This window comes from Pseudomonadota bacterium, assembly GCA_018823135.1.
In the GTDB taxonomy this organism is placed as follows: Bacteria; Desulfobacterota; Desulfobulbia; order Desulfobulbales; family CALZHT01; genus JAHJJF01.
Map to the genome: position 1 here is coordinate 17,383 of JAHJJF010000041.1, position 16,015 is coordinate 33,397.

14 protein-coding genes are annotated in these 16,015 nt (G+C 50.7%); 9 read left to right on the forward strand and 5 right to left on the reverse strand.

From position 1 onward, the window contains the following. The first annotated feature begins 274 nt into the window (after nt 1-274). The 8 genes from KKE17_03505 (at nt 275) to KKE17_03540 (ending at nt 8,449) form a co-directional block, all read left to right on the forward strand. Nucleotides 275-1,309: a DUF128 domain-containing protein gene (locus KKE17_03505; GenBank protein ID MBU1709050.1), complete on the forward strand. Its 1,035-nt coding sequence runs from the start codon at nt 275-277 to the stop codon at nt 1,307-1,309. 232 nt (nt 1,310-1,541) lie between these two features. After that, on the forward strand, nt 1,542-2,861 hold the full coding sequence (gene rsxC / locus KKE17_03510; GenBank protein ID MBU1709051.1) for an electron transport complex subunit RsxC: 1,320 nt from the start codon (nt 1,542-1,544) through the stop codon (nt 2,859-2,861). A gap of 64 nt (nt 2,862-2,925) precedes the next feature. Continuing rightward, the gene (locus tag KKE17_03515; GenBank protein ID MBU1709052.1) at nt 2,926-3,954 is read left to right on the forward strand and encodes an RnfABCDGE type electron transport complex subunit D; all 1,029 of its coding nucleotides are present in this window, start codon (nt 2,926-2,928) and stop codon (nt 3,952-3,954) included. Beyond that, complete coding sequence (locus KKE17_03520; GenBank protein ID MBU1709053.1) at nt 3,951-4,844, forward strand: FMN-binding protein; 894 nt, start codon at nt 3,951-3,953, stop codon at nt 4,842-4,844. The genes KKE17_03515 and KKE17_03520 overlap by 4 nt, the downstream gene beginning before the upstream one ends. 29 nt (nt 4,845-4,873) lie before the next feature. Beyond that, nucleotides 4,874-5,500 carry an electron transport complex subunit RsxE gene (rsxE, locus tag KKE17_03525; GenBank protein MBU1709054.1) on the forward strand — a complete coding sequence of 209 codons (627 nt, stop codon included), beginning with the start codon at nt 4,874-4,876 and terminating at the stop codon, nt 5,498-5,500. 5 nt (nt 5,501-5,505) lie between these two features. After that, the gene (locus tag KKE17_03530; protein MBU1709055.1) at nt 5,506-6,435 is read left to right on the forward strand and encodes an NADH-quinone reductase; all 930 of its coding nucleotides are present in this window, start codon (nt 5,506-5,508) and stop codon (nt 6,433-6,435) included. A 21-nt stretch (nt 6,436-6,456) separates the two neighbouring features. Beyond that, nucleotides 6,457-7,329 carry a Fe-S cluster domain-containing protein gene (locus tag KKE17_03535; protein MBU1709056.1) on the forward strand — a complete coding sequence of 291 codons (873 nt, stop codon included), beginning with the start codon at nt 6,457-6,459 and terminating at the stop codon, nt 7,327-7,329. Nucleotides 7,330-7,402: 73 nt separating this feature from the next. Continuing rightward, the gene (locus tag KKE17_03540) at nt 7,403-8,449 is read left to right on the forward strand and encodes an FAD:protein FMN transferase (protein MBU1709057.1); all 1,047 of its coding nucleotides are present in this window, start codon (nt 7,403-7,405) and stop codon (nt 8,447-8,449) included. Nucleotides 8,450-8,602: 153 nt separating this feature from the next. Here KKE17_03540 and KKE17_03545 read toward each other — a convergent pair whose 3' ends face one another. The 5 genes from KKE17_03545 to KKE17_03565 form a co-directional block, all read right to left on the reverse strand. Further along, entirely contained in the window at nt 8,603-9,175 is a 573-nt protein-coding gene (locus tag KKE17_03545) for a hypothetical protein (GenBank protein ID MBU1709058.1), read from the reverse strand. A gap of 112 nt (nt 9,176-9,287) precedes the next feature. Next, a complete protein-coding gene (locus tag KKE17_03550; protein MBU1709059.1) occupies nt 9,288-11,123 on the reverse strand; it encodes a PAS domain-containing protein in 1,836 nt (611 codons plus the stop codon). A 237-nt stretch (nt 11,124-11,360) separates the two neighbouring features. Beyond that, nucleotides 11,361-12,920 (reverse strand): HDOD domain-containing protein, encoded by a 1,560-nt coding sequence (locus KKE17_03555; protein ID MBU1709060.1) that lies wholly within the window; start codon nt 12,918-12,920, stop codon nt 11,361-11,363. A gap of 7 nt (nt 12,921-12,927) precedes the next feature. Beyond that, nucleotides 12,928-13,611 carry a leucyl/phenylalanyl-tRNA--protein transferase gene (gene aat / locus KKE17_03560; GenBank protein MBU1709061.1) on the reverse strand — a complete coding sequence of 228 codons (684 nt, stop codon included), beginning with the start codon at nt 13,609-13,611 and terminating at the stop codon, nt 12,928-12,930. A gap of 182 nt (nt 13,612-13,793) precedes the next feature. Further along, the gene (locus KKE17_03565) at nt 13,794-15,245 is read right to left on the reverse strand and encodes an FAD-dependent oxidoreductase (GenBank protein MBU1709062.1); all 1,452 of its coding nucleotides are present in this window, start codon (nt 15,243-15,245) and stop codon (nt 13,794-13,796) included. A gap of 397 nt (nt 15,246-15,642) precedes the next feature. On the opposite strand from KKE17_03565, the gene KKE17_03570 reads away from it, so the two are divergent. Further along, nucleotides 15,643-15,981 (forward strand): P-II family nitrogen regulator, encoded by a 339-nt coding sequence (locus tag KKE17_03570; GenBank protein MBU1709063.1) that lies wholly within the window; start codon nt 15,643-15,645, stop codon nt 15,979-15,981. Nucleotides 15,982-16,015: the final 34 nt, after the last annotated feature.

A 16,015-nucleotide genomic window follows, 5' to 3' on the forward strand; every position in this document is an offset into this window, starting at 1 on the left:
CGACTTGCCAATATAGCAGGTCGATTTGGTTTTTCAATAACTATTTCCCCGTACTTTCAAAGGGTGTGGCGAGGTTGTTCTCGAGTTGTTGTTTGCGGAGCGGCAGTTTTGCCGGAAATTGTTGTCTGCTATGCGTCGATATTGGCTTTAGGTTTGGGCTTTCGGCAAAGTATTAAACGGTTGCCGGACATTTGTGCAGGCGTTACTCCTTGGCCGTTTTGATTTTACTGTGGTACTTTTTGTGGCAATATTGCCAGTAATCAAATCTCATTTTATGAACGAAAAAATTGAAAAGAAGGAACTGGCTATCTTGCGTCTGTTGGAAAAATCGGATTCTCCCTTGACCAGTTCAAGGTTGACGGAGAGCCTCAAGACCATGGGATTTGAAGTCAGCGAGAGGACGACCCGGCATTATTGCAAGGAACTGGACAGCAGGGGGCTTACAGAAAATTTAGGCAAACGGGGCAGGAAGATCACCGAATTCGGCCGGAATGAGCTGGGTTCCGCCAGGGTTTTTGACAAGGTAGGTTTTCTTTCGGGTCGGATAGACCAATTGACCTACAGAATGAGTTTTGATCTGGCCAGAAAGAGCGGGACGGTCATTGCTAATATCAGTATCGTTGATGCTGATCTGTTGCACAGGTTGGTCGGACAGATCCAGCGAGTGTATGCAAGCGGTTATGGATTGGGCAGGATGATGGCCCTGTTCGGGCCGGGGGAGCGACCGGGAGGGATTGAGGTTCCGCCGGGGATGATCGGGATGGCGACGGTCTGTTCCATTACTTTGAACGGGGTTTTGCTGGCGCAGGGCGTGCCGGCCCATTCGAAATTTGGCGGACTCCTTGAAATACGTGGCGGTAAGCCGGCAAGATTCGTGGAGATCATCAAATATGAAGGAACCAGTCTTGACCCCCTGGAGATTTTTATCAAGGGCGGGATGACCAATGTGCTGGGGGCGATCGAGAGCGGCAACGGCCGGATCGGCGTGGGTTTTCGTGAGCTTCCGGCCGACAGTCGCGCTCATGTGCTTAAGCTCAACGGCAAACTGGAAAAGGCTGGTCTTGGTGGTTTTATGCTGATCGGTTGGCCGGGGCAACCGTTGCTGGAGGTGCCGGTCAATGAAGGCCGGATCGGGGCGATCGTTATCGGTGGGCTTAATCCGGCCGCGACCTTGGAGGAGACCGGGGTAAAGGTCGGTTCCCGAGCCCTGGCCGGGATGATAGAGTATGAGAGGTTTTTCAATTTTACCGAAATGGACGACCGGATCAATAAATTGCGGGAGTCTGTAGGCAGGAGAGCGGAAGCCTGATTGGTGGATCACCGGCGGAACTTGAATTTTACCTAATGCTGAAAAAACCAGTTTGGTTTTTAGATATTTTATTGACCTACCATTATATGTTTAATAGTGTTATTTTGCCGGCTCAAGAATTGGTCTTGCCGGCCCGCCAGGATGGGGTTTTCTCCGGTATAAGGCGCGGGAAAAAAAATCTGACTAAACCTGTCCGCCGTCGTTATTATCGGCGGACCTCCTAAGTTGATCTATGGAATCTTTACTGACATTTCCCAAAGGCGGGGTGCATCCGCCGGAAGCAAAAGAACTGACTGCCGATCTCCCGGTTGAGGAGATGGTTGTTTCTGCTGAACTGGAGATCATCCTCGGTCAGCATATCGGTGCTCCCTGCACTCCGACTGTTCTGCTCAAGGATCACGTTGCAGAAGGCGCCATGATCGGTGAGGTGGTCAAGGGTCTTGGTGTCCCGCTGCATGCGCCGGCTGCCGGCACCATCAAGTCTTTTGGAATGTCCGCACATCCCATGCGGGTCAGCGCTCCATCCATTACCATTAAAACAGACCCGGATGCTTTTCCCCGCCAATACGAAAAAAGCGACTGGCAACCTTTAAGCGCTGAAGAGTTGCTCAAAAAAGTCCATGGTGCCGGCATCGTCGGGGTTGGTGGAGCCGGTTTTCCGACCCATGTCAAACTGAATCCTCCGCCGAATAATCCGGTTGATACCCTGATCTTAAACGGCGCTGAATGTGAGCCCTATATCACGGCCGATTACCGGCAGATGCTTGAAGCCGGGGCCGAGATCGTTGAGGGCGCCAAGATAATCCTGAAAATCCTTGGCATCAAAAAATGCCTGATCGGGATCGAGAACAACAAGCCGGAAGCGATCAAGAGAATGACTGCGGCGGCTGCGGCGGCTGCGACCACTGAATATCAGATATCTGTCCAGACCCTGCAGGTCAAGTATCCGCAAGGCTCCGAGAAACAGCTGATCCAGACCCTGACCGGCCGCAAGGTCCCGGCTTTCGCCCTGCCTTCGGCGGTCGGAGTGGTGGTCCACAACGTCAGCACCACCAAGGCCATCTATGACGCGATCGTACTCGGCAAACCCCTTTACGAAAAAATCGTCACCATCTCCGGCAAGGGCATCAAGCGGCCGGCCAATCTAAGGGTGAAGGTCGGGACCAGGATCAGCGATATCGTTGATTATCTCGGCGGAGTCACCCCTGAACTTTCCAAGATCATCATGGGCGGCCCGATGATGGGTTTCGCCGTATCGTCCCTTGATATTCCGGTTACCAAGACTACTTCATCAATCCTGTTCCTCAGCGAGGAAGAGATCGATACCAGTCCGCATTCCCAGTGCATTCGCTGCGGTTGGTGCCTGGAGGCTTGCCCGATGGGGCTTGAGCCCAAGGAAATAGCCATTCATGTCGAAGCCGGCAGGCCCGAGGGTACCGGCCAGTTCGGGGTTTTTGAGTGTTTCGAGTGTGGTTGCTGCGCCTATGTCTGCCCGGCCAAACGGCCGCTGGTGCAGTTTATCCGGCTGGCTAAAATGAAAGCGAAGCACTAAATATCATCTGTCTTTAAGGAGAAGAGTCATTAAACAGCAAGAATCGGATAATCAGCCCCAGACTTTGCTGAGGGGATTATGGAAGGTTTCCGTTTCCCCCCACGTTCGGAGCAACGAGTCGGTTGAGAAGATCATGTGGACCGTGGTGGCCTGCCTGGTACCGCCTCTAGTTCTGTCGGTGTTCATTTTCGGGATTCAGACCCTGATCATCACCGTGGTGAGCGTGATCAGCTGTGTGGCGGTTGAAGCTATCAGCCAGAAATGCCTTGGCCGCAAGATCACGGTCCGGGATGGCAGTGCGGTGATCACCGGCATGCTGATCGCTTTTGTGATCCCGCCCGGAGTTAACTATCTGCTGCCGGTACTGGGCGCCGTAATGGCGATCTACATCGGCAAACATCTGCTGGGCGGGATCGGCTACAATATCTTTAATCCGGCCTTGCTGGCCCGGGCTTTTATGGTTGCCACCTTCCCGGTCGCCATGACTTCGGCCTGGCTACCGCCGCTGCAGGATATGGCGATCTTTTCCTATCTTGGCACGCCGCTTGATGCTATCACAACTGCCACGCCACTGGCCCTTATCAAGGAACAGGGAATGGCCGCCTTCACCGCCCAGTATGGCGCGGCGCCCAATTTCTACACCGATTTTTTTCTGGGCTGGCGTCCCGGCTGTATCGGCGAGACTTCCGGTCTGCTGATCGTTCTTGGCGGCCTCTATCTGCTTTATCGTGGTTATATCACCTGGCATATTCCGGTTTCGGTTATCGGCAGTGTAGCCCTGCTGTCCTGGGCTTTCGGCGGCGAGACCCTGTTTAGTGGCGATCCGATCCTGGCCGTTCTTTCCGGTGGTATCCTGCTGGGTGCTTTTTTCATGGCCAATGATTATGTTACCTGTCCGACCAACAAGAAGGGTCAGCTGATTTATGGGATTGGTATCGGGGTTCTTACTGTGCTGATCCGTCTCAAGGGCGGCTATCCAGAGGGGATCTGTTATGCGATCCTTCTGATGAATCCGGTAAGTTCGGTTTTCGATAACTGGTTCAAACCCCAGCGTTTCGCGCCGCCGCTTCCCCTGCAGGGAGGTGAGAAATGAAAGATATTCTCACCATAGTTTTCCGGCTGACCGTCACCTGTCTGGTCGCCGGGGTGATCATGGGTGGCGGTTTTGTGCTGACCAATAAGGCCAAGCAGGATAACGAGCATAAAAATGAGCAGCGGGTGATGCTCAGCCTTCTTGGTTATTCAAAAAGCAATCCGGCCCCGCAGGCCATGGCGCTTCACGAGATCTATCGTTATGTGGTATCCGAAGGCGAGAATCTGTCGGTGGCATATCTGCTGCCGGCGAATAATGGTTTTACCTTTGTCAACATTGGTCTGGACGGTAGATTCCTGAGCCGGCATCCGGTGGCCATTTCCGAAGAGCAGGTGCTCAAGGGCGGTGACCGTGATACCGCTATTATAGCGGCGCTCGGCCCCGGCAAGTCGATCCGTTTTGCCGATCAGACTATTGTGGTGACCAACGGCGGCAAGCGGCAGGCCTACCTGCTGCCCGGTGAGTTTACCGGTTTCAAGACCTTCATCAAGGTGATTCTGGCCGTCGATCAGGATTTTGCCGTTATGGGTCTTGAGATCATGGAGCACGAAGAGGATCCCGGTCTTGGCGGCGAGATAGTCCAGGATTATTTCAAGGGCCAGTTCACCGGCAAAGACTTCGCGACCATCAAGAAGATCAAGGTGGCGAAGCTACCTCTACCGGATGAGTATCAGCAGGCTCTTGAGGCTGACAAGAACGGCTTAAACGAGGCAGAGGTCGCCAGGATCAGGGCCCTTTACAGTGACAAGGATATCTACGCCCTGACCGGCGCCACCATCTCCAGCCGGTCGGTGACCAACGGCGTCAAAGGCATCGTTAAAAAATTCGCTTACCGGATGTCGGTCCTTGACCGGGTTCTCGACAAACAGCAGATAGCGGTCCCCTTTTGAGGGGACGGTGATTTTCCCGGAGGAGTATTGTGGCTACTGACAAATCAAATTTCCAGCTGGTAATAAGCGGCATATTAAACGAGAACCCGATCTTTCGGCTGGTTCTCTCGATGTGCCCGGCGGTCGGGATCAGCACGACGGTGATGAACGGCTTTCTGCTCGGCATTGCCGTGCTCTTTGTTCAGGTCTTTTCCAGCGTCACCATTTCCCTGATCAAGGACCTGATTCATCCGCGCATCAGGATCCCCACCTATACCCTGACTATTGCCACCTGGGTGACGATCATCGACATGGTGCTGGCCGCCTACCTCCCTGAAGCGTACGCCAAGATGGGTATCTTCGTGAAGCTGATCGTCGCCTTCGCCATTATCACCATGCGGCTTGAGATGTTTGCCTGCAAGGAGAGTGTGACCGCTTCCTTCTGGGATGGTCTCGGCATGGGATTTGGCTTTCTGTTCGGAATGATGGCCCTCGGTTTTGTCCGGGAGCTGCTCGGTCTCGGTACTTTGCTGGGCTATGATGTCCTCGGTTTCAAACCTCTGTTGTTCTTTGTCCTGCCATTTGCCGGTTTTTTTGTTGTCGGTCTGATGATGGCATTTTTCAACTATATCGAGATCGTTTATAAACGAGCCAGAGAAAAAAGGGTTGAGATATGAAGACCATGACCATAATTAAAAGATCGCTGGCAGCTCTGCTGCTTTTGCTTGTCCTGCCGGCAATGGCTCAGGCGGAACTGATCAGCGGCAAGAGCTTCGGAGACGAGAACGAGATCATCGTCAGCTTCTCAGCTGCGGTAAATCCTGCTGCCGCTGCTGATCCGGCCAATTACATCGTTTACGAAGAGCCGGACCCGGATATTCGTCTTAACCTTGAGAAGGTATTGGTCAGTGAAGATGCCCGCTCGGCGACTCTGGTTTTTACCGAGCCGCTCAATACTACCCAGACCCATATTGTTTCGGTGCGTGATATTGGCCCGACCGTTGAATCGTTCAAGGTCAGCAAGTCCTATATCGGCTACCTGCTCTCCATTCTGATCGGGGCATTGCTGATCAACAACTTTGTTTTCACCAAATATCTCGGCCTCTGTGTATTTTTCGGGACCTCCAAACGTAAGGACACGGCCAAGGGCATGGGGCTTACCTTTACCTTCGTTATTGTGGTCAGCGCGATCATGAGCTGGTTCTTCTATCAGTTTGTCATGAAGCCGTTCCATCTTGATTTCCTGCAGATCGTCGTCTTCATCGGCCTGGTATCCCTTACCGTCCAGGCGGTCGATACCATTCTCCGCAAGGTCAACCCGATCCTCTTTAACGCCTTCGGGGTTTATCTGGTCCTGGTCATCGCCAACTGTATCATTATTGCAGTGCCGCTGATCCTGGCCGATTATGAATATAATTTCTTTGAGTCTTTGATGCTCTCTCTTGGGGCGGGCGGCGGTTTTCTGCTGGCCCTTTACCTGATGAGTTCGGTGCGCGAGCGGATGGAGTTCGCCAATATTCCCCCGACCTTCAAGGGCATCCCGATCGCCTTTGTCGTAGCCGGGCAGTTTGCCCTGGCTTTCCTCGGTTTTTCCGGGCTGTCACTTTTTTAGTAGGTTGCAAGCAGGTGAAATATGGATCCAGTATTAGTTAAAATAGCCCTGGGCGGTGTTGCGATGCTCGTTTGTATCGGGCTTTTCTTCGGCATCGGTCTGGCCATGGCGGCTCACAAATTTGCCGTGGAGGTCAATCCTCTGGTCGAAGAGGTGCTCGAGTCTCTGGCCGGGGCTCAGTGCGGCGGTTGTGGTTATGCCGGCTGCGAGGGCTATGCCCTTGCGGTGGTCAACGACCCGGAAGTGCCGCCCAATCTCTGCTTTCCCGGCAAGGAGAAGGTTGCCGCGCGGGTTGCCGATCTTACCGGCAAGAAGATGGCGGCAATGGAAGACATGATCGCCACGGTCCGCTGTTCACGGATCGAAGGGCGGGTCAGCCATAAGCATGAATATATCGGTTTTGCTTCATGTACGGCTGCCAATCTCGGTTTCGGTGGTCCGTCCGCCTGTAACTATTCATGCATCGGCCTTGGTGAGTGCGCCCAGGTCTGCCCCTTTGACGCCATCACCATGGTCGAGAGCTTTCCAGTGATCAATCCGGATAAATGCGTGAGTTGCGGGATCTGCGTGAAAGCCTGTCCCAAAAAGGTGATTGAACTGATGTCTCTGGCGGCGAGAGTGTTTGTGCCTTGCAGCACCAAAGATCTTGGCAAGAATGTTATGAAGGTCTGTGGGGTCGGCTGCATTTCCTGTCAGAAATGTGTCAAGGTCTGTCCGGCCGAGGCAGTCAGCTCAGACGGCGGCATCATCAGGATCGATAACCAGAAATGCCTCGAGTACGGCGCAAGTTGTGAAGAAATATGTGTGGCGAAATGCCCCCGCAAGATATTCAGAAAATATGATGGCCGCCAGGTGATCTCCAGAAAAGCCGTTGGCCTTAAGATGGCATCATAGCCATCCAGATCGGAATGGTGGATCTTTTCAAGTTCACCCAAATTGGTTATTTTATTTCCACAAGAGGAAGATGATGAAGATTTCGACAAAGAACCAAGCAACCTGTGACGAGAAGAGAAGATCCTTCCTGAAACTTTCCGGCCTCCTCGGACTCGGGGCTGCTACCGCTAGCCTGTTGTCGGTTGCGCAGGCCGAGGCGGTTCTCTTCGGCAAGAAGGAATATAAAGTCTCCAGGACCGGACTGGCGATGGGGACCTATGTGTCAATGACCGCTATTCATTCCTCCCGGGATGAAGCCGAGAACGCCATCGGCCTGGCCTTTGAAGAGATGGATCGTTTGAGCCGGATTCTTAGTCGCTATGAAAGCAGTTCGCCGGTCAGCGACCTCAACAGTGTCGGCTACCTGAACTCGGCCCCCCAGGAGGTTCTTGAACTGGTGGCCAGGTCGATCTATTACAATCGCCAGACCAATGGCGCTTTTGATGTTACCGTGAAACCACTGGTCGATCTCTATAAGGATAGTTTCAAATCAGGGCACAGTCCGGCCGAGGCGGAAGTGCAGGCCGTTTTGCAGGGAGTTGGTGCTGAGCATCTGCGTTTTGAGGGAGGCAATATCCGCTTTGAGCGTGAAAACATGGGCATCACCCTCGATGGCATCGCCAAGGGCTATATAGTTGACCGGGCTTCGGAAATCCTGGCGGGAAAGGGGGTAGCCAATCACCTGATCAACGCTGGCGGGGATATTAGAACCAGCGGGGCTGCCGCCAATGGCAAGCCATGGACTGTGGCCATCCAGGACCCGGCCAAGCAGAAAGAATACCCGGATTTGATCCGGATGACCAGCGGGGCCATTGCCACTTCCGGAAACTACGAGATCTTCTACGATCGCGAGAAGATGTTCCACCATATCGTTAACAGCCGCACCGGTCTTTCACCTGAATTGTCTGCCAGTGTAACGGTCAAGGCCGGAACGGTAATGGATGCCGATGCTTTATCGACCAGCGTTTTCGTCATGCAGCCCAGCGCCGGGGTAAGTTTCATCAACGGTCAGCCCGGCTGTGAGTGTCTGGTGGTAGGAAAAGACGGCCTGATCAGCAGATCAGTGGGTTGGAAATCCTGATTTCGGCGAAGGATACATCAAGTCTTAAAAGAGGCGGCCAACCCTTTTTTGTTTAGAGAACGACAAGGCATATTTGAGTTTTATCGCAGAACTCCAGAAAAATTTAACCCGCTGCCGAGATGATCGACAGCGGGTTTTTCTTTCCCGAAAATTCTATTGAACTTTTTCAATCGCCGTTATGACGTAAACCATCCCGCCGGTAAAACGCGACGGCACTTGTTCGTACGTGACATTGACCTTTTCGCCGGGAGAGGGCACCCAGCCATCAGGGACGGATTGCATACCCCTTTTTTTATCCATGGCAATGATTTGCCCGGTCTCCGGGAATTCGAATTCAATTCTTTTTCTTCCAACCTCTGTTATGGTGCCGGTTGCCGGATTGCTCAACTCCTTGCGATTCGGGTCTTTTTTGACGAGCTTCAAATCGGATACGGCAAGAATCGTTCTGCCATCACGCATCGCCTTTTTATAGAAATTGACCGTAACCGTATCTCCTGTCTGTGGCCGGTAATCAGCAGGATCGTATACAGTCTCGCGCCCGGGATTATACTTGATTCCGTCGGTTTCACCGGTTGCCACGAGAATAAATCCTGTTAAACCGGTTTCTTTCACCACCCCTGTTTTGGTGCTTTCCGATTCATCAGCCAGAACTGATAACGGGGAGAAGATAAAAGCCAATACAACAATCATGTTCAGTAGCTTTCTGAATCCATACAATTTTTCCATTATTTGTTCCTCCGGAATATAAGTATTTTTTGTGTTGTTACGAGTAATTCAAGGCCTCAATAAAAAATTATATGATTAATTCTAGAAAATACAACAGGAAGTTTGAAAGCGATTATTTATCAAGGATTTCTCTCACAACCCCTGCCAGTTCTTTTCTTGCTACAGGTTTCATGAGTAACCTGCTGATACCAAGAGTACTGGCTTTTTCATGGTCGATCAGGTCGCTATATCCTGTGCAGAGGAGAATAGGAATGTCGGGACGAAGAGCAAGTATTTTTCCAGACAATTCCGCGCCGTTGATTGCCGGCATAGTCATGTCGGTAATAATTAAATCAAATTCATGAGGTGAGGATGAGAATATTTGCAGGGCTTTTTCACTGCTTGTTGTGCTGGTAACCTGATAGCCAAGGCCGTTAAGGATTCGTTCTTCAAGAGTGGCAATTGTCTCCTCATCATCAACAACAAGAATCCGCTCGTTTCCGTGAGGTAGGATGTCTGTCGTCTGATCCTCCTGGTCATAGGAAGGTAAGTCAATCCATGGCAGAAAGACATTGAAGGAAGTACCTTTTTGTGGAGCACTGTTTACTTTGATATGGCCACCATAGCTGGTGATAATGCCATGAACCACAGCTAAACCAAGGCCGGTTCCTTCCCCTGTTTGCTTTGTTGTATAATAAGGATCGAAAATCCGCTCCTGTATCTGTTTGTTCATTCCATGTCCGGTGTCACTCACTGTTAACCAGACATATGATCCAGGAGGTATCTTGAACCGACTCATCTCATCAATATCTGTTTTGTCTAAGCCTATGGACAGAACACCGCCGGTTTCTCTCATTGCATGATAGGCATTTGTACAAAGATTCATGATGACTTGATGAATTTGTGTCGGATCGGCAAGGATTATCCCAGCTTGAGAATTTATGTCCTCTTTAATCTCAATTGTAGTGGGGATTGAAGCTCGCAGCATTTTCAGGGATTCTTGTATTATCCCGGATAATTGTAACGGTTTTAATTCCTGATTTTCTTTGCGGCTGAATGCAAGAATCTGTTTAACCAGTTCTTTGGCGCGATGACTGGCCTTAATCACCTCTTCCTGGAATGCCCAGAGCTCGCTGTCTTTTGACAGGTTTGATTGAACCAGTTCTGCGTATCCAAAAATGGCAGCCAGGATATTGTTGAAATCATGGGCTATGCCCCCGGCCAAGGTTCCGATTGCCTCCAGTTTTTGGGATTGCTGCAATTGTGCTTCCAGGGCTTTCCTCTGGGTAATATCTCTCACTGTTTCAACAGCCGCAAAGATCTTGCCCTGCGAATCCCTTACCGGGCTTGCTGAGACCTCCATGAATATGTCTTTCCCTTCATGAGTAGTTGCAGAAGTCTCTCTTCGGTGAACCTGCCCGTCGTCAAAGCATTTGGCAACAAGGCATCCGTCACAGACCTCATTTTTACCCTGATAGGCGGTATAGCAATAATCTCCTACGTGCTCTCCCTGCCGCTCTTTCTGGATTGCGTTCTGGTAGAGAATTTTGAAGTTCCTGTCCTGGACGGTGAGGCCGTCACCCAAAGCCGCAATAACCGCCTCCAGCTTATTCTTTTCCTGGATCAGACTTTCTTCTGCGGTTTTCCTTTCCTGAATGTCTCTATGGGTGCCGACAAGTATTAATGGCTTTCCGTCTTCATCCCAATCAATGATTTTCCCCTTGTCCAGAACCCATTTCCAGTGGCCTTCTTTTGTGAGCAGACGATATTCCGAGCTGTATGATTCTGCTTTGTCACTTAAGTAGGCTTCCAATTCTTTAAGAATACGATCTTTATCTTCCGGATGAACTATTTCATTCCAGAATTCCATGCTTGAATCGATTTCATCAAGCTGGTACCCGAGCATTTCCGCACATCGTTTATCAACATTTCCTTTGCCGGTCTGAATGTTGACTTCCCATAGGCCCATTTCACTGGCTTCCAAAGCATAAAGGAGCTTTTCTGGTTGTAATAAACTTTTTGGGGTTTCATTTGGCATAGTGGTGTGGTTTTCCGCGAAGAAGTCAGTTGCAATTATTAGTGTGAATGGATGTTCTCCATTCACTACTACTTTTATGATACTGGAATGTCATCAACAAAAAATTCCCCAAGGTGAGAGATCCCAGGGTACAGAATTGATTATCTCTTTTTTAAATTGGCATCTTTTTCATGTTTTCAGGGTAATAAGATTTGTAAAGGTTCTTTTGTCTTTATGTATGGCCTGAACCATGAGATCGCGGCAGAACTGCAGCCCTTCAAACTGGTTTTTGGAAAGCGGTTTCCGGTCGCCCTTTATGTCTAGATAGATCAGTCCCACCGGACGCTTCTCGGTCATCAGCGGCATGAAATAACATTTGCGACCCTTGACCAGTGACGCGAGGTTCCTGGGGAATTGGTCAGCGGTTTGTTCGGATGCGAAAATTCGGTCTTTGCCGTCTTTTAAGGATTGGATTACAACATGGCGGGATTCGGCCGGATTCTCATCAAAAACAACCAGTTTTCCAGCCGGATATTCTCCAAGGCCCAGGCCGCCGGTGAGTATTTTGCCTTTTTCCTGCCCGGCAACAAGCTGCATGATGATGACCCGGTCGGCCTGGAGGCCTCGGTGCATGCCGGTGAGAAGCATTATCAGCGATTGTTTCAGGTCGAATTTTTTAAAACAGCCTTTACGGAAAAGATACAGGTAATCGTTCAGCGAATCGGGCTGTAGATCATAGGGGGTGTCGATAAATGTTGTGTCCGGTAATTGGTGGTCTGCTTTGTCGCGGGGTCTGCCATTTTTAGCCGGCAGCATATCTCTTGATATCTTTATTGAACCTGATGAAGCGGTCTTGAGCAGCAGGTTCACGGCGCTTTGGATCTGGATATTGCGCAGCGCCAGGCGATAGGTGTCGGATGCATTTTTGGTGGACTCCAGGCTTTTGTTGAGACAGTGCAGGGCTTCTTCCTTGTCAAGTTTGAGCAGATCTCGGTAATCGCCGAGAATTTTGTTTGCGTTCTGATTTCTGCGGACCGCCAGGACAAATTCATTACAAAAGGCCGCCAGGTTGTTGTGGTAATATGCTTCACTGCCGGCCTGTTCAATTTTCAGCTTTTTATCATTAATTGCCTGAACAACGTGTTCCGGGAAATGCCAGGAGCGGGCGATTTCCATTCCCAGTCGTGACAAGGTCATCCCTCTTAAGGCAACCCAGGCGGCATCGGTTTCGGATGCGCCCCTGGCAATCATTTGAGAAATCTCATGATAGCTTTCCGGGAAGTACAGAAGAACCGTCACCTTACCCAGGTCGCGGAGCATCGTACTTATAAAGGCTTCTTCCGGGTTGATCGGTATTTTGGCCTCCGTGCAGATTTGTTTGGCGAGGGTGGCGCTGACCAGCGATAAAGTAATGGTTTCAAGGGCCAGGTCCTGTTCCATGCCGGCTTTGACATATTCTTCAAGGACCATGGTGTTTGTGGCAAGGGTCTTCAGGTCCTCGTGCCCGAGAGAGTTGACGGCAATGGATACGGAAGCCAGGGGTGCCGGACGTTTGTAATAGGGCGAGTTGGCGGTTCGCAGAATTCTGCATGCCAGGGCGAAATCCTTCATAAATACCGAAACCAAGGAAGCAGTGGTTGCGTGCTGATTTTGAGTCAGCGAACGGATTTCATTTGCATGCTCGGATAAGGCCGGCAAGTCATTGGTATGGACTTTAGCCAGTATTTCAGCAATTAAGCTGTGTTGCATCAGCCCCTCATCCCCATTTGCCCTGCCTTGTTGGTTTGCTTAAGGCAATGTTGAGTCTGTCGTAGAAATCATCCGCGGGAATTTCCCGTGCCCCCATTCTTTTGAGGTGATCTGTTGCTATCTGGCAGTCGATCATTTCAAATCCCCAACCGGCCAGTTTTTCCACCAGAAAGGCCATGCCGATTTTTGATGCGTCGCTTGCCTTGCTGAACATGGATTCGCCATAATATATGGCGCCGATTGCCAATCCGTACAGGCCGCCGACAAGTTCATCGCCGTCCCAGCACTCAACGGAATGGGCAAAGCCAAGGTCGTGCAGGGTGCAATATGCCTCAATCATCTCTTCAACAATCCAGGTGCCGGCCTCTTCCTGGCCGGGGCGGGGAAACTTTGCACAGGATTCAATAACCTGCCGGAAGGCGGAATCCATGGTGATCCGGAATGGCTTTTTGCGGATAGTCCTGGCAAGCCTTTTTGAAATCCGCAGTTCATCCGGAAAGAGCACCAGGCGAGGATCGGGGGCCCACCAGAGAATGGGTTCTCCTTGGGAATACCAAGGGAAAATCCCCATCTGGTAGGCGACGAGGATCCGTTCTGGTGAAAGGTCGCCTCCCACAGCAATCAGGCCGTCTTCGCGGGCAAGATGCGGTGGCGGAAAAAACGGTGAATCAGTGAGCTGGAAAACAGGCATTATGTATAGTTATGAGTGCTGAGAGCTGAGTTATGAGTAAAGAGTAAAAAACAGTTTATAACGATGGACTATCTGTTGACAACTATAATCAATTTTGTACTATCCGTCACTCAGCACTCAGCACTCAGCACTCAGCACTCAGCACTCAGCACTCAGCACTCAGCACTCAGCACTATCACGTCTCACAACTCACAGGCCCGGCCCTTGAGATTAAAAAAGAATGACAGGGCTTTGCGCACCTTTTTCGAAAAGAGTTTTTTTGAAAAGTATGCACCGGCTACCCGTTTGTTGATCTCACCCAGGGTTGGATACGGATGGATTGCCGAGGCAATGGTTGAAAGTCTGACCCCGCCGTTGAGGATCGCCACCCATTCGCTTAACAATTCTCCGGCATGGGGACCGAGAATCTGAACCCCAATGGGTTTGTTGCTGTCATTGAGCAATAATTTTATTTTGCCGACTCTTTCTCCCTGGGCAAGACTTCTGTCGTTGTCTTTAAATTCTTCCATCCACACGGAATATTTGATTCCTGCGGCCTGGGCGGCTTTCTCGTTCATGCCGATGGAGGCAAGCTCCGGGTCCATGTATGTGCACCAGGGCATCCAGGTATAATTGACTTTGCGGGGCAGGCGGAAAACAGCATTTGATACCACTATACCGCCTTCATAGCCCGCTGCATGAGTGAATTGAAACATGCCGTTGATGTCGCCGGCGGCATAGATATGTTTATGGTTGGTCCGCAAGCGTTTATCGACCTTTATGCCTTTGCCGTCGTATTCAACTCCGATGGAATCGAGCCCCATATCCCGGATGTTTGGGCTCCTGCCCAGGGCGACAAGAAGTTCTTCTGCTTGAATCGTCACAACATTCCCGTCAGCATCCTTATAGGTGATTTTTTTCAGACCGTTGGTCTCCCCGGCCTTCTGGACGGCGGCGTTGAGATGAAAGATTACACCCTCTTCTTGCAGCACGGCCCTTGAGATGTCCGCCATATCCTTGTCTTCCTTGCTGAGGATCTGGTCGCTGCGCTGAATCACATGTACCTCTGCCCCCAAACGGTTAAAGGCCTGGGCCATCTCAATGGCGATGGGCCCGGCCCCGAGCACAATCAACGATCTGGGGAGGGTGTCAAGATAGAAGATTTCCTTGTTGGTAAGAAAGGCGATTTTGTCAAGGCCTTCCACTGGAGGGACGGCAGGGGATGAGCCGCTGGCAATAACCCATTTGTCCGCGGAATATCTTTTGCCGTTGACCTGAACCGAGTGCTCATCAATGAATGCCGCCTGACCGAATTCCACTTTGGCGCCGAGCTTACAAAAACGTTCAACTGAATCATGCTGTTGAATCGTGTCGATTACCGAGCGGATCCTTTTGGACACATCTCTGAAGTCCACGGGTTTGTATTCCATCTGCGGCAGGCCGTATTTGTGGAGGTTTTTCAGCTGATGATACACCGACGCGGTTTTGATCAGGGTTTTGCTTGGCACGCAGCCGTAATGCAGGCAATCGCCTCCGAGTTTTTTTTCGCGTTCGATGAGCAGGGTTTTGGCGCCCAGTTGCGCTGCGCCGGCAGTGACGGTGAGGCCTGCCGCGCCGCCGCCGATCACCCCGATATCAAAATCGTAATTTGCCATGGTTTCTCCCCGTGGTGTTCTGATTATTCCTGCCATTGATGTCCTTAATCATAGCAGGTGGCCGTTATTAGTGAATCTTATTTTTCAGTACGCATAAAAAGTTGAGTTTCCCTTCCATATTATCCGACGCCTAATAACCCGACATTGATACGCGGAAAATGTGACATTATTGCAAGTTATATATTTACAATTTTGCAATAATGTCATTAGGCCTGGTGTTGGTTTCGTCTGTGAATAACTTTCATGACAGGTAATTATTCCAGTATTTACGTCATGTTAGCGTTGTCTCGGCGGTGTTTGGCAAAAGGTGGCACGCTTATTGATATACAAGTATTGCAAAGGGCACGCTGATTGATAACGGGCGATTGTAAATATAAATTTTTACAGGAGGTGCACAATGAAAAAAATAGAGGCGATTATCAAGCCGTTCAAGCTGGACGATTTGAAGGAGGCGATGCACGAACTCGGCGTACAGGGCATGACGGTCACAGAGGTCAAGGGGTTTGGTCGACAAAAGGGGCATACGGAAATTTATCGTGGCGCGGAATATGTCATTGATTTTGTTCCCAAGGTAAAAGTCGAAATTGTTGTTGGTTCGGAGATGGTTGAAAGAGTTGTCGAGGCGATTCTTAAGAGTGTGGGTACCGGTAAAATCGGCGACGGCAAAATATTTGTATTGCCGGTTGACTCCGTTTGCCGGATCCGCACCGGTGAAAAAGGTAAAGATGCTATCTAACAACGCAGGACATAATGAATATTTTGGAGGTTCG